Source organism: Enterobacter bugandensis (genome assembly GCF_900324475.1).
Taxonomy (GTDB): domain Bacteria; phylum Pseudomonadota; class Gammaproteobacteria; order Enterobacterales; family Enterobacteriaceae; genus Enterobacter; species Enterobacter bugandensis.
The window spans coordinates 3,345,221-3,359,170 of record NZ_LT992502.1 but is presented as its reverse complement, the minus strand read 5'-3'; the positions used below and the strand labels follow the sequence as shown (position 1 = coordinate 3,359,170).

General features: G+C 51.5%; 12 protein-coding genes and 1 tRNA gene. 7 read left to right on the top strand and 6 right to left on the bottom strand.

Annotation, left to right across the window (positions count from 1 at the left end):
- The first annotated feature begins 42 nt into the window (after positions 1–42).
- Positions 43–1,287 (top strand): GIY-YIG nuclease family protein, encoded by a 1,245-nt coding sequence (locus DG357_RS16205; RefSeq protein ID WP_088204754.1) that lies wholly within the window; start codon positions 43–45, stop codon positions 1,285–1,287.
- 44 nt (positions 1,288–1,331) lie between these two features.
- A complete protein-coding gene (locus DG357_RS16200) occupies positions 1,332–2,666 on the top strand; it encodes a VasL domain-containing protein (protein ID WP_088204755.1) in 1,335 nt (444 codons plus the stop codon).
- 284 nt (positions 2,667–2,950) lie between these two features.
- Here the strand turns inward: DG357_RS16200 and DG357_RS22980 are convergent, their stop codons facing one another.
- The 4 genes from DG357_RS22980 to DG357_RS16185 form a co-directional block, all read right to left on the bottom strand.
- The gene (locus DG357_RS22980) at positions 2,951–3,349 is read right to left on the bottom strand and encodes a hypothetical protein (RefSeq protein WP_159087785.1); all 399 of its coding nucleotides are present in this window, start codon (positions 3,347–3,349) and stop codon (positions 2,951–2,953) included.
- A 102-nt stretch (positions 3,350–3,451) separates the two neighbouring features.
- Positions 3,452–4,258, bottom strand: a complete 807-nt coding sequence (locus DG357_RS16195; RefSeq protein WP_088204756.1) for a Zygote formation protein zyg1 — start codon at positions 4,256–4,258, stop codon at positions 3,452–3,454.
- A gap of 504 nt (positions 4,259–4,762) precedes the next feature.
- Positions 4,763–4,836 (bottom strand) — tRNA-Arg (locus tag DG357_RS16190).
- A 75-nt stretch (positions 4,837–4,911) separates the two neighbouring features.
- Complete coding sequence (locus tag DG357_RS16185) at positions 4,912–5,841, bottom strand: formate/nitrite transporter family protein (protein WP_088204757.1); 930 nt, start codon at positions 5,839–5,841, stop codon at positions 4,912–4,914.
- Between the two features lie 315 nt (positions 5,842–6,156).
- Between DG357_RS16185 and mlaA the strand changes: the two genes are divergently transcribed.
- A complete protein-coding gene (mlaA, locus tag DG357_RS16180; protein WP_041908870.1) occupies positions 6,157–6,909 on the top strand; it encodes a phospholipid-binding lipoprotein MlaA in 753 nt (250 codons plus the stop codon).
- Positions 6,910–6,953: 44 nt separating this feature from the next.
- Here the strand turns inward: mlaA and fadL are convergent, their stop codons facing one another.
- Positions 6,954–8,234 (bottom strand): long-chain fatty acid transporter FadL, encoded by a 1,281-nt coding sequence (gene fadL, locus DG357_RS16175; protein WP_041908871.1) that lies wholly within the window; start codon positions 8,232–8,234, stop codon positions 6,954–6,956.
- Between the two features lie 372 nt (positions 8,235–8,606).
- Here fadL and DG357_RS16170 point away from each other — a divergent pair, with 372 nt between their 5' ends.
- The 4 genes from DG357_RS16170 to sixA all read left to right on the top strand — a co-directional run bounded on the left by DG357_RS16170 (position 8,607) and on the right by sixA (position 13,290).
- On the top strand, positions 8,607–8,891 hold the full coding sequence (locus DG357_RS16170) for a YfcZ/YiiS family protein (RefSeq protein WP_028013973.1): 285 nt from the start codon (positions 8,607–8,609) through the stop codon (positions 8,889–8,891).
- Positions 8,892–9,137: 246 nt separating this feature from the next.
- Complete coding sequence (gene fadI, locus DG357_RS16165) at positions 9,138–10,448, top strand: acetyl-CoA C-acyltransferase FadI (protein WP_041908875.1); 1,311 nt, start codon at positions 9,138–9,140, stop codon at positions 10,446–10,448.
- Positions 10,448–12,595 (top strand): fatty acid oxidation complex subunit alpha FadJ, encoded by a 2,148-nt coding sequence (fadJ, locus tag DG357_RS16160; protein WP_028013971.1) that lies wholly within the window; start codon positions 10,448–10,450, stop codon positions 12,593–12,595. Before fadI ends, fadJ begins: the two co-directional genes overlap by 1 nt.
- Before the next feature lie 209 nt (positions 12,596–12,804).
- Positions 12,805–13,290: a phosphohistidine phosphatase SixA gene (gene sixA, locus DG357_RS16155; protein ID WP_003861375.1), complete on the top strand. Its 486-nt coding sequence runs from the start codon at positions 12,805–12,807 to the stop codon at positions 13,288–13,290.
- 46 nt (positions 13,291–13,336) lie between these two features.
- Here the strand turns inward: sixA and smrB are convergent, their stop codons facing one another.
- Positions 13,337–13,888: an endonuclease SmrB gene (smrB, locus tag DG357_RS16150; RefSeq protein ID WP_008502613.1), complete on the bottom strand. Its 552-nt coding sequence runs from the start codon at positions 13,886–13,888 to the stop codon at positions 13,337–13,339.
- Positions 13,889–13,950: the final 62 nt, after the last annotated feature.

Sequence of the window (13,950 nt, the reverse complement as noted above, 5' to 3'; positions counted from 1 at the left end):
ATTGAATAAACTGGATTGCAAGAAGAAAGGAAATAAATAAAAATGGCACGAAGAAAAAAAGATAACAATGCCGCGGGAATTATTCTGGTTATTATTGGTGTAATTGCGTGGGGTATTTATGTCGCAGTAAGAGCATTAATTAATTTGAATGAGCGATTTATTGAATCTGTGTCGAATCCAGCAGGGATAATCGCTCTGTTCTTTGGCTTGCTGATAGCCGTTGCATTGATAATACGGATTTTCATTTACCGGGGCTTCCGTAATAGAACAGCGGAGCTTGAACGGGCCGTGTTTGACCTGGCACAGAAAGAGAAAGCCTTTGAAGAAACGGTCAGTACTGAAGTGGCTCGCGGCCTGTATCAGGAAAAGAAACAGCTTTCGGGTCAGTGGGAGGAATTTCACAATGCCAGAAAAAAAGCCTCTCGGGCACTGCAGCGTATTGTGGACACAGCATATAAATTCAAAGTCAAAACACTGCTCTCCGGCACCACGGTAAATAACTGGCAAAGCAAGTACGACCAGCTCAGGAAGGAGAGAGAGGCTTACTCAGCTATCAGTGAAAAAATCAATTTTCTCGAGCTTGAGGATAACGCCGACTGGGAAAGCGTAAAACAGCAATTTCTGGATAAGGTCGCCCTGCTGGAAAAAGCGCAGGAAGAAAAAGAATTTCAGGCCGAGCTCAACCGTCAGATGCGAGAAGAAAAGCAGCGTCAGGACGAACTGGACAGGCAGCAGCACGAAGCGGAAGAGGAAGAGCAACGCCTTGCTGAACAACAGCGTTTACTGGAGGAAGCTCTACTTGCCGCTGAAGGTGCTCATAGGGAAGAACTGGAAAGACAGCGCCTGGAGTTGGAGCAGAAAATTCAGGACGTCCACCAGCAGTATGAACGCGCCAAATCCATGGCCCAGCTTACAAAACAGGGACATGTGTATGTGATTTCGAATATCGGCTCTTTCGGTGAAAACGTCTTCAAAATCGGTATGACCCGACGACTGGAGCCCATGGAGCGCGTAAAAGAACTGAGTGGTGCCGCCGTGCCTTTTGATTTTGACGTTCACGCCATGATTTCCTGCGATGACGCCCCCGCGCTTGAAAAGACGCTGCATGACCATCTGGAAAGCTACCGGATTAACAGAATTAATCTGCGTAAGGAGTTTTTCCGTGTCGAGCTCAGCAAAATTATCGATGAGGTAGAACGTCACCATGGTCAGGTTGAATATATTGCAGACCCTGTGGCCCTACAGTATCTGCAAAGTCTTGAATATGCAGAAAGCGAAGCAGCATAAACGATAATTCGCCATAGTTCCTCAAGTAAAAGGAATACCTGGTCATGAATGACATCACCCCGCGTAAAATAAAAACCGGCGGCGACCCGCGCACGCTTCCGGAATATACCTCCCTTCGTAATGAATTGAATAAACTAAGCCATCCAGCGCGCCCGGATGTGAATTGGGTATACGTTGAAAAACGCTGTCTTTCATTATTCGAGCAAAACGGCGTTGAGTTGCAGACCGCAGCCTGGTACACCCTTGCCCGTACGCACCTGTCTGGATTAGCTGGTCTGAATGAAGGGCTCGCTATCCTGGAGGCGCTGATTAGTCGTCAGTGGGATGTTCTCTGGCCGCAGTCGCTGCAGGTTCGTATGGAAATCCTTAGCAGCCTGAGCCAGCGACTGCAGCAGCGCATGCGTATGCTTCCATTAAATAACGGTAATCTTCGCGAACTTTATAGCGCTGAAGCGTTGCTTACACGCCTGGGCGAGGCGCTTCAGCGCCTTGAGCTCAAACACCTTAGCCAGTTTGATGCGTTACGAATGGTGATACATTCAAGCGCAGCCAGGCTGGAAACCAGTACAGGCATGACAGACTTGAATGGTAGCGGGCCCGGCAGTGAATCGCCTCCGGAGAGGACAGAGCCGATCGAAGCGGTGAAATGGGTCTATGTTGTGCAGCAGGAAACCGAGCCGAAGAGTGAGGGCCGTATGGCGGCTCCAGGGGCTGTCAGACCATGGAAACCTTTTGTTGCTGGGGTGTGTTCTGCGCTGGTGGTCTGCATCGCCGTGGCGTGGGGAGGGAGATTGCTGTCCAGACCCGATCCATTAGCGGCTCAGGCCATTGCCTCGCTGGCGCCGTTACCTGAAGTGCTTACACCTGTTCAGCAAGACGCGTTAGCACAGCGAGGGACTTTACCGTCCACGTTTATCGCAGATACGCAGCAGCAGCTTGCACGGCTGGATAAACTGCCTCCTGACTGGAGCATTGTTTATAGTCTTCAGCTGTTAGAACAACTCCAGACATTGCGACCTGAAGAGGCTAAGTCGCTGATAATACAGTGGCAAAAAAAGTTTAACGCGACGGCGTTGCCTGGCGACGCAATGAATAGCTGGTATCAGGGGATGATGAAGCTTCAGCAACTGAATAATCGACTAAGTAGTCTGGATGAGCAAAAAGGAAAATATATAACCGTGAGTGAGCTTAAATCCGTGGTTTTTTCGACTATGCAGTCATTTAACCATGCGATACCCGCTGAAGAGCAGCTCAGGCGTCTGTCGCAGTATCCTGCAGGAAGTGCGCTCCCTGAAGCAGAAAAGACGCAACTGGAGCTGCATCTTAAACAACTGGCAATGCGATATGCTCAAATTAAACAGAATTTTTCTGAGCAATGAGTTGTGGTGATTGTCAGGCTAATAAGAAGAAGAGCCCATCAGTTGCGCGCAGCGCGTTGAAGGCGTCAATCTGGTACTATTGTTGTTCAAGCATGAAGACCTCAGATAATGAAGATAAGCGGATCGCCGGACGAAACCACCGAACCGCAGGAGACCGGATCGCATACGCATATAACCCCCATGAGGTTGGTGGTAAACCTGGGCCGTGTCGAGATAGCAACGCCGTCATGCGTACTGTTTGCGTCGCTGTGCTTGCCAAATTATATTCATCTGTACTTTAGTATTTAGTCGCAGGTTGTTTTATAAGGACCGAATAGTTTTGTCTTATATGAAAATACATGGCACGTTGTTTGATGTTTACCATCTTTATATACATAAGCTGTAAGATGTTCTTCAAACTTAGGTCCACTTCCTCCCAGATGCCACAAACCAGGCTTTAAATACAGGTTCCACTCATCATTGATCATGCAATTAGTAATTCTTTTGTCGTCGGGATTATTTAATGCCTGGTCAATTGTTGTGTTGCTGCTATCTCTTGACTTAATGGCTAGTTGAGAGTTTGTGATTGCCGTATGACTCTCACAGTTATTATCAGTGCAAACATATACAGCCGCATTTGTCTGGCTTACTAAAAACACATTAAAAAAGACTACAAGTAGTAAGTGGTTAGATATATTTTTCATGTCAGCCTTCCTTCAGAATAGACAACATAATTTAAGTGATGAGTATTTATGGGTTAAATTAACAAAGGCCGCAAAATGCAGCCTTTCAAATAGAGGTGATGATTAAGATTTCGGATTAATCATTTGTTTGAAGCGCTCAATGAGATTTAAATACTCTTCCGGCTGCTCAGTGAATAGTTTTGCATATTCAGCGATGTTTTCCGGCGATACGAACAAGAAGGTATTGGCTTCTTGCAACTGCTCAAATGTAGTTGATACAGACTTATGGCATGGAGACTGGGTTATGGCGCTGTGCGATTTTTTAGATGCAAAGAAGAGGCGCACTGTAACGCTTGGAGCGCCAAAGAGTTCTTCGCAGATGAACAGGATGTGCCCGAGTTTAGCATCTTCAGAACGCTCGGATGCCATGAACTCACCATTCACTGCACTGAGAACGCCCTTGGCAATCTCCATTGCACTGCCCGATGTCAGTCCGGGCAGTAACTGCTGAATGATCTGCGTATTAACAGTTATCCCGCTATTCTTAATCGTCATCATGTTTCTTGTTTTCTGAACTTCTACAAAGAAACCTGATCTGCCAATGACTGAGCGCCATGCATCGTAGTCAAATAGTGATTTGTTACATTCATTCAGTGCAGCGGTCATAGCAGCGAATAAAACCGTTACGCTATCAAATAGTTTCTTGGTTTTCTCGGTAAGCTCAGGAGAAGTTGAAACATAGAAAATATTTCCCGTCTGGTTCATACGGAATTGGGCATCTTTTTCGACATCACCACGGTCGTTGGAAAATACCATTTGAGCTTGCTTTTGGGCTAGCTCATGCGACTGAAATTTATAAGCCGAGATAGGTAAGGTGTCGCCGTCATGCATCTTATTTATACTATTAACGGTTTTTTCTACGATGTTCATAAATATATCCTTATATACGATTAGGTAGAGTGAAGGCGTGGCCTTTAATAAATCCACTAAGATCCGCTTTATTTAAAATATTTGCCTTCGAGTGATAATATGCTCGTTGGAATTGTCTTAGAATGTGATGAAGGTCTTAAAAAATGATTTAACTATCATAAAAACCGATCGGTTATTAACAGCATATCCATTTCGTGAATATAACCAGGGAGGGTTATAATTCGCAATGATCTTTTTATCAATTTTTGAGCGCTTTATAGCACCGCTTTAATATCGTTGACTTGCTTATGCGTGTCTCCCTTGCATGATATTTTTCGTTGGTTGTCGAACTCTTTCATCTGAAAGCCATTATCGCGACAGAGCCCCTTTATGCTGGGTGCGCGAGCCTGGGGAAATTCTGGTTTCGAAGCTGTTGCACTGGAAATGGCTGAACCATAAAAATCACTCCAGGCCTTGTATTTAGCGGGTTTTGTGGGATTTATTGGAGATAGAGAAAAGTGGTTATGGTGTCCCCTGCAGGAATCGAACCTGCAACTACCCTTAGGAGGGGCTCGTTATATCCATTTAACTAAGGGGACGAGGCGGCACGAGTATAGCGTTATTTACACTTTGCGTTAAGCGCGTTGCCGCCTGACTGCTCAAAGAGTCACCATTCAGGTTGATTTTTTTGCTGCTTTATCCTTTTCTGCCTGCGCCTTAAGCTCGGCTTTGCGTTTATTCGACATGTCGTTACGGATTTGGGCATGGCTTAACAGCGCGAAGATAAACGTTCCACCGCAGATATTCCCCGCCAGCGTCGGAATGGCGAACGGCCAGAAAAAATCGCTCCAGTGAAGCGTACCGTTAAAGACCAGGTAAAGTATCTCAACGGTACCGACCACGATATGCGTGGTATCCCCCAGCGCAATTAGCCAGGTCATCAGTATGATCACCACGATTTTAGCGCTACCGGCAGAAGGGAACATCCACACCATTGTGGCGATAATCCACCCAGAGATAATGGCATTTGAAAACATTTCGACTGGCGTGTTTTTCATCACATCCATACCGATCTTCACAAATGCGTCCCGGGTGGGTTCATCAAATATCGGCATATATTCAAATGCCCAGGCCGCGATGCCCGTGCCGATGATATTTCCCAGCAGAACCACGCTCCAGAGCCTCATCAATAAACCAAAATTGCCGAGGGTAGGGTTTTGCATCACCGGCAGTACGGCGGTCACCGTGTTCTCAGTAAATAGCTGCTGGCGGGCCATGATGACGATAATAAAGCCGAAGGTGTAGCCGAGGTTCTCCAGTAAAAATCCGCCGGGCACGCCCTCCAGCTGCACATGAAATATCCCTTTAGCAAGCAGCGAGGCGCCCATTGACAGTCCAGCCGCGATAGCTGACCAGAAGAGGGCCATGGCATCGCGCTCCATCTCCTTTTCGCCGTCCTGGCGTATATGCTCGTGGATTGCCATCGCGCGGGAGGGGAGGCGATCCTCATCAATCTCTATCTCCTCACCACGCGCTTTCTCCTCGCTTTCAATTTCATGTTCCTCATTACTTTCGCCAATTTTGTCTTCACCCACTTCTTTCATATCTGCTCCCGGAGGTTGATCTTTCTTTTAAGCGTAGCGGCTTTTATCGGGATGCCTGTGGGGATGCTCTTAAATTGGCGGGAATGACAACAAAGGTGATACATCTTGTTCAAAGACATTATAAAATTGCCAGCGAAACGAATTCCAAAAGTCAGGCTATGCTGAGATCAGAGTCACGGTGATTACTGCCCGTAACTGTACTCATAGACATCGGTAAACGTGCTGTTACAATCACTTGCACGTTTTCAGACGGAGCGCCAGATGCTCCGTTACGGATGGCAATCAACGATAGCCATACTGAACAGGGAGATATTTATGAAACTTCGGCTGTCGGCGCTTGCGCTGGGCGCGACGATGCTTGTGGGCTGCGCCAGCTCCGGGGAGCAAACGGGACGCTCCGATCCTCTCGAAGGATTTAACCGCTCTATGTATAGCTTCAACTACAACGTGCTGGACCCGTATGTGGTTCGCCCGGTGGCAGTAGCATGGCGCGATTACGTTCCACAGCCCGCGCGTAACGGGTTAAGCAATTTTACCAGCAACCTCGAAGAGCCTGCGGTGATGGTCAACTATTTCCTGCAGGGCGATCCGTATCAGGGGATGGTGCACTTTACGCGCTTCTTCCTGAACTCCCTGCTGGGGATGGGTGGTTTTATCGATGTTGCAGGTATGGCAAACCCGAAACTGCAGCGTGAACAGCCGCACCGTTTCGGCAGTACGCTGGGGCATTATGGTGTCGGTTACGGTCCTTACGTCCATCTGCCGTTCTATGGCAGCTTCACCGTGCGTGATGATGGCGGCGATATGGTCGATACGCTGTATCCGGTTCTGTCGTGGCTGACCTGGCCGCTGTCGGTGGGTAAATGGACGGTGGAAGGGATTGAAACCCGTGCGCAACTGCTTGATTCAGACGGTCTGCTGCGCCAGTCGTCCGATCCGTACATTATGGTGCGTGAAGCGTACTTCCAGAATCATGACTTTATCGCCAACGGCGGCAAGCTGAAGCCGGAAGATAATCCAAACGCGAAGGCTATTGAAAACGAACTCAAAGATATTGATTCGGAATAAATAAAAAAGGTGAGCAACGCTCACCTTTTTTGATCCCTGCGCGATTAGAACGCGTAGTTGAAGTTAGTACCGAACAGCCAGGCTTTACCTTCAGAGGTAAATTCGTACGGGCCTTCCTTGAAGGTCACTTTCTGGCCATGCATATAAGATACGCCCGCATCGACAGAAGCATTCTCGTTGAACGCGTAGGTTGCACCAGCACTCACCCAGAAGCGGTCCTGATCCGGAATGGAGATGGAGCGCTTATCAGCCGGTACCGGGCTGTCATCGAATGCGATACCGGTACGGAATGTCCAGTTATCATCCATATAATAGGTGGTACCCAACGCAATGCGATAGGCGTCGTGGAAGCTCTCGTCCTTATAGAACAGCGTTTGACCGTTGGTGCCGGTCGCTTTCAGCTCCTGGAACTGGCTCCAGCTGGTATAGGCCAGGCTATAGTGAATAGCCCACTGTGGCGCCACGCGGTTGTAACCCGATACTTCCCACATTTCTGGCAGATGCAGTGACAGTGAGCCAGGGACAGTTTGACCGGAAGTCCCCCACGGGATAGTGGTACCCGCACCAGGGACCAGGCTGTTGACCGGCGTCAGGATGCCGCTCTTGTAATCGCCGTCGAAGTCAATTTTTACTTCGGAACGATAGGTCAGGCCCCAGCGGTTGTTTTTGTCCAGCTCGTACAGAATACCGGCGTTCCAGCCATAGCCCCACTCATCGCCCTTCAGGCTGGCAATTTTGTTGCTGTTTTTCGGCAGGCGAGCCGTTTGTTCACCGGCGTAACGCTCAATTTTTGCATCGGCGTAGACGGCATCAAAGCCCAGACCGAAGCTCCAGCTGTCGTTCAGACGATAAGCACCGCTCAGGTTCAGGTTTAGCGTTGTCAGGTCTGTTTTACCGCCGTATTCGCCTGCCGGGTAGTTGTTATTGAACTCGGTAGCAAGGCCATAGTTAGACGTGACGGATGCGCCCCAGCCAAATTGTTCATTGATTGGTGCAACGAAGTGCAGGTTAGGTACCCACGCCGTTGGCGCAATGTTATCTGCTTTCAGGCTCGCACCAGAAGGTGACGTGCCGGAAATGTTGACATCAGGATCGATATACACCGCACCAGCAGAGAAGGTCGGGCGATCGAACATCATGATTAATGCAGGGTTACGGCTTGCGTTACCCGCATCATCAGCGATTGCACCTTCCCCTGAATACGCGCGGCCAAGGCCAGAGGACGAAAATTCGTTTAGCTGAAAGCCCGCTGACCAGGCGGAAGTAGAGACGATTGCCACTGCGACTGCCAGCGCAGTCTTGTTGAACAGGGTTTTCTGGCTCATGACCATAACCTCATTGAGTTATTTTTATTCAATAATTGTTACATACCGTAACAGGAGCGCGAAGTGTAGGGTCTGAGGTATGACAGACAAATCAGACCAGTGGCCAGAGTATAGGTCCGACCAGCCTGAATGTTGCAAGTTTGTTTATTAATATTTTCAAACATGTTTCTTGAAACGAGATCTGGTTGGCAAAATTGTGACCATCGCGGCTAACCCAAAAGGGTGGTTTTTGTTTTAGATCATTTTTTAGTGTGATATCGGTCACTTATCCGATTTTGCGCCATTAACGGCTGGAGAGAGCCAGCGCTGGGGCGTAAAATATCAGCATCGTGTTTATCTCGCGCGCTGCGCGAATACAGAGGAAATTGAGCTATGAGTAAATGCAGTGCTGATGAAACCCCGGTTTGCTGCTGTATGGATGTTGGCACCATCATGGACAACACCGATTGCACCGCGTCTTACAGCCGTGTGTTCACCAACCGCGCCGAAGCTGAAGAAACGCTGGCCGCGCTGAGCAAGCGCGCGCGTGATGTGGAGTCCGATCCGTGTGAAATCAAATCTACCTTCACGGAAGTGGACGGCGGCGTGAAGCTGGATATCGACTTTGTGTTTGCCTGCGAAGCTGAAACGCTGATTTTCCAGCTCGGTCTGCGTTAATCCTTTTTGCCCGGCGGCGCTTCGCTTGCACGGGCCTAGGATCGTGTAGGCCGGGTAAGGCACCGTCGCCACCCGGCAACAAACCGCACAATTGCCTCTGCCATGCAGGGGCATTTTCTTTTTCTTCTCTGTGTTTTACCTCGCATTTTTAAGCTTCCCCGATTGGCTGAATGTAAAAAAATGGTTAAGACTGTTATCAGGTCAGACCACTTTATAATCATGTAAAATTTTTCACAGGGGAAGGTTATGAGTCAGGCATTACCGCTAATCACCCGACAAGGTGACCGCATTGCCATTGTCAGCGGTCTGCGTACGCCGTTTGCACGTCAGGCGACGGCGTTTCACGGTATACCGGCTGTCGATCTGGGGAAAATGGTAGTGGGGGAGATGCTGGCTCGCAGCGAAATTCCGCCTGAGGTCATCGAACAGCTGGTCTTCGGCCAGGTGGTGCAGATGCCTGAAGCCCCTAACATTGCGCGGGAGATTGTTCTCGGTACCGGCATGAACGTTCATACCGATGCCTACAGCGTCAGCCGCGCGTGCGCGACCAGCTTCCAGGCGGTAGCAAACGTGGCGGAAAGTCTGATGGCGGGCACCATTCGCGCCGGGATCGCAGGTGGCGCCGATTCTTCCTCCGTACTGCCGATTGGCGTCAGTAAAAAGCTGGCCCGCATTCTGGTGGATGCCAATAAAGCCCGCACCACCGGTGCGAAGCTCAAACTCTTCTCGCGTTTACGCCTGCGCGATCTCATGCCCGTGCCACCTGCCGTCGCGGAATACTCTACCGGCCTGCGAATGGGCGATACCGCCGAGCAGATGGCCAAAACCTACGGCATCACCCGCGAGCAGCAGGATGCGCTGGCGCATCGCTCGCATCAGCTGGCAGCGAAAGCCTGGTCGGAGGGCAAACTCACCGATGAGGTCATGACCGCCTACACGCCTCCCTATCGAGAGCCTCTTACTGAAGATAACAATATTCGTGGTACCTCGACGCTGGCGGATTACGCCAAACTGCGTCCGGCGTTTGACCGCAAGCACGGCACCGTGACGGCGGCCAACAGTACGCCGCTGACCGATGGTGCTGCTGCGGTGATCCTGATGACGGAGTCGCGTGCAAAAGAGCTGGGCATCACGCCGCTGGGCTATTTGCGCAGCTATGCCTTTACCGCCATTGATGTCTGGCAGGACATGCTGTTAGGTCCGGCGTGGTCCACGCCGCTGGCGCTGGATCGCGCGGGGCTAACCCTGGCGGATTTAACCCTGATTGATATGCACGAAGCCTTTGCCGCGCAAACCCTGGCAAACGTGCAGCTGCTGGCAAGCGAGCGTTTTGCACGCGACGTGCTGGGCCGCGCCCATGCCACCGGCGAAGTGGATCAGAGCAAATTCAACGTGCTGGGTGGGTCGATCGCCTACGGCCATCCGTTTGCGGCCACGGGCGCGCGAATGATCACCCAGACACTACACGAACTCCGTCGCCGCGGCGGCGGGTTTGGTCTCGTCACCGCCTGCGCGGCGGGCGGCCTTGGTGCAGCAATGGTTCTGGAGGCTGAATAATGGATATGCCATCTGCATTTAATCTGACGGTTCGCCTCGATAACGTCGCGGTTATCACTATTGATGTGCCTGATGAAAAGATGAATACCCTGAAGGCTGAATTCGGCACTCAGGTTCGCGCCATGCTCAAGCAGATCCGCGAAAATAAAGCGATTCGTGGTCTGGTCTTTATCTCGGCTAAGCCGGATAACTTTATTGCCGGGGCCGATATCAACATGATCGCCCGAGCGAAAAGCGCGCAGGAAGCTGAAGATCTGGCGCGTCAGGGGCAGCAGGTGATGGCTGAAATCAACGCTCTGCCGATTCCGGTTATTGCCGCGATCCACGGTGCCTGCCTTGGCGGCGGGCTGGAGCTGGCGCTGGCCTGTCACAGCCGTATCTGCACTGACGATCCGAAAACCGTTTTAGGGTTGCCAGAAGTGCAGTTAGGCCTGCTGCCGGGATCGGGTGGAACACAGCGTCTGCCGCGTCTGGTTGGGGTTAGCACCGCCCTGGAGATGATCTTAACCGGCAAGCAGCTACGCCCCCGTCAGGCACTGAAAGTGGGGTTGGTTGACGACGTCGTTCCGCACACCATTTTACTGGACGCTGCCGTTGAGCTGGCGCTGAAGGGACGTCAGACAAAACGTCCTCTCCCTGTACGCGAGCGCGTGCTGGCAGGGCCACTGGGGCGCGCGCTTCTGTTCAACATGGTAGGCAAAAAAACCGAGCAAAAAACCAAAGGCAACTATCCGGCGGCAAAGCGCATTCTGGAAGTGATGGAAACCGGGTTGTCGCAGGGCAACAGCAGCGGCTATGCCGCTGAAGCCAAAGCCTTTGGCGAACTGGCGATGACGCCGCAGTCGCAGGCGCTGCGCAGCATCTTCTTCGCCAGTACTGAGGTGAAAAAAGATCCGGGCAGCGAGGCAGAGCCTGCTCCGCTGCGTGCCGTTGGCGTGCTGGGCGGTGGGCTCATGGGCGGCGGAATCGCGTTTGTTACCGCCAGCAAAGGCAAATTGCCCGTGCGCATCAAAGACATCAGCGCAAAGGGCATCAACCACGCGCTGCAGTACAGCTGGCAGAACCTTGATAGGAAGGTCAAACGCCGCCATATCAAGGCAAGCGAACGTGATAAAACCCTGGCGACGATCTCCGGCACGACGGATTACAGCGGTTTTGCGCACCGGGACCTGGTGATTGAAGCCGTATTTGAAGACCTGGCGCTTAAGCAGCAGATGGTGGCTGACGTGGAGCAGCACTGCGCGCCGCACACTATTTTCGCCTCAAACACCTCGTCTTTACCGATTGGCGATATCGCGGCGAAAGCTGCTCGTCCGGAGCAGGTCATTGGTCTACACTTTTTCAGTCCGGTCGAAAAAATGCCGCTGGTGGAGGTGATCCCGCACGCCACGACCAGCCCGCAGACCATCGCCACCGTGGTGAAGCTGGCGAAAAAACAGGGTAAAACCCCGATTGTGGTCGCGGACAAGGCTGGCTTCTACGTCAACCGTATTCTGGCACCCTATATCAACGAAGCGATGCGGCTGCTGACGGAAGGGGAGAAAATCGAGCACGTCGACGAGGCGCTCGTAAAGTTTGGCTTCCCCGTCGGTCCAATCCAACTTTTGGATGAGGTGGGAATAGACACCGGCACTAAAATTATACCTGTGCTGGAAGCGGCTTATGGCGATCGTTTTACCCCGCCTGCAAACATTGTTTCTGCAATTTTGAAGGACGATCGCAAAGGCAGAAAAAATGAACGCGGTTTCTATCTTTACGGCGCGAAAGGGCGTAAAAGCAAGAAACAGGTCGACCCTTCGGTTTATGGGCTTATTTCGGCCACCGGTCAGGGAAGACTGTCTGCCGTTCAGTGCGCAGAACGTTGCGTCATGATGATGCTCAATGAAGCGGCGCGCTGCTTTGGTGAACAGGTGATCAAGAGCGCACGCGATGGCGACATCGGCGCGGTATTTGGTATTGGTTTCCCGCCGTTCCTTGGCGGCCCGTTCCGTTACATGGATACGCTCGGTGCGGGTGAAGTGGTTGTCATTTTGCAACGTCTGGCCTCGCAATACGGTCCGCGGTTTACACCGTGTGACGAATTATTGCAGATGGCGGAGCGGGGCCAGACATTCTGGCCTGCAAGGGAAACTGATTTCGTAAACTGAAGTCAAAGAAGGGTAAATCCTGAGGTGAATGAACCTGTTCTGGCGATTTTGTAAACAGAGATTGACTATACTTACGCCATTGAGGTAAAAAACAGCGTTTCATTCACCGAATGGATCAGGCACAATGCCCGGCCATCGGGTTTTCTACCTCAGAGCATTAATCGCGGGTAGTTAACGCCGGTGATTCTGGTTAACAAAAGCGGTGCAATATGCAAGTTTTTATCATGCGTCACGGCGACGCGGCACTCGATGCCGCCAGTGACTCAGTACGTCCTTTAACAGTCTGTGGCTGTGACGAATCCCGTCAAATGGCGACGTGGCTTAAAGGTCAAAAAGTGGACATTGAACGCGTTCTGGTGAGTCCGTTCCTGCGTGCAGAACAGACGCTGGACGTGGTAGGGGAGTGTATGAACCTGCCATCCAGCGTGGACGTTCTCCCTGAGCTGACGCCATGCGGCGATGTCGGTCTTGTCAGCGCTTACCTTCAGGCGCTGTGCAATGAAGGTGTCGCTTCCGCACTGGTCATTTCCCACCTGCCGCTGGTCGGCTATCTGGTATCTGAGCTGTGCCCGGGCGAAACGCCGCCAATGTTCACCACTTCCGCCATTGCCAACGTCACTCTCGACGAAACCGGCAAAGGGGTCTTCAACTGGCAAATGAGCCCGTGCAACCTGAAGATGGCAAAAGCCATCTGACGTGACGTGTGACAGGGCGGGGTACTACGTGTTTCCCGCCCTTCTGTCAGGGCAACTCTGGCGGCTGCCACTCCTCAACTTCAATCAACACCAGCAATGCGGCATCGCCGCCGTACTCTTTCGGTGCCTGATGAAACGCCATCACGTGCGGGTGCTGAGCCAGCCACAGCGGCGTCTGTTGTTTCAGAATGTGTTTACCGTGGCCGTGCATCACGCAGGCGCAAAAAACGTGTTCGCGGCGACAGGCGGCAATCAACGCCCCCAGCTCCTGTTTCGCCTGCATCTGCGTTAAGCCGTGCAGATCGAGAAACAGCTCCGGCGAATAATCTCCGCGTCGTAACTTTTTCAGCTCAAAATGGCTGACGTCTTCGCGCACGTACTTCACAGCCCCTTGCGTATTGAGCAGCGGCTGAAATTCATCTGAAAAATAGTGGCTGTTATCCGCCTGCTCCTGGAGCAGCCGTTTGACCGGAACTTCGCTGATTTTTTTACGCTGCGGACGGTGGACAATCGTGTCCTGCGCGATTTTACGCGTCCCGGTCATCAGCTGGCGGAAGAGAGCCTGATCCTCCTCGCTGAGCGATGTTTTCTTTTTCATTCGTCATTCTCATCTCGTATTTCCGATAGTGTACCCGACTAAACGCATTTTTTAACCTCAAG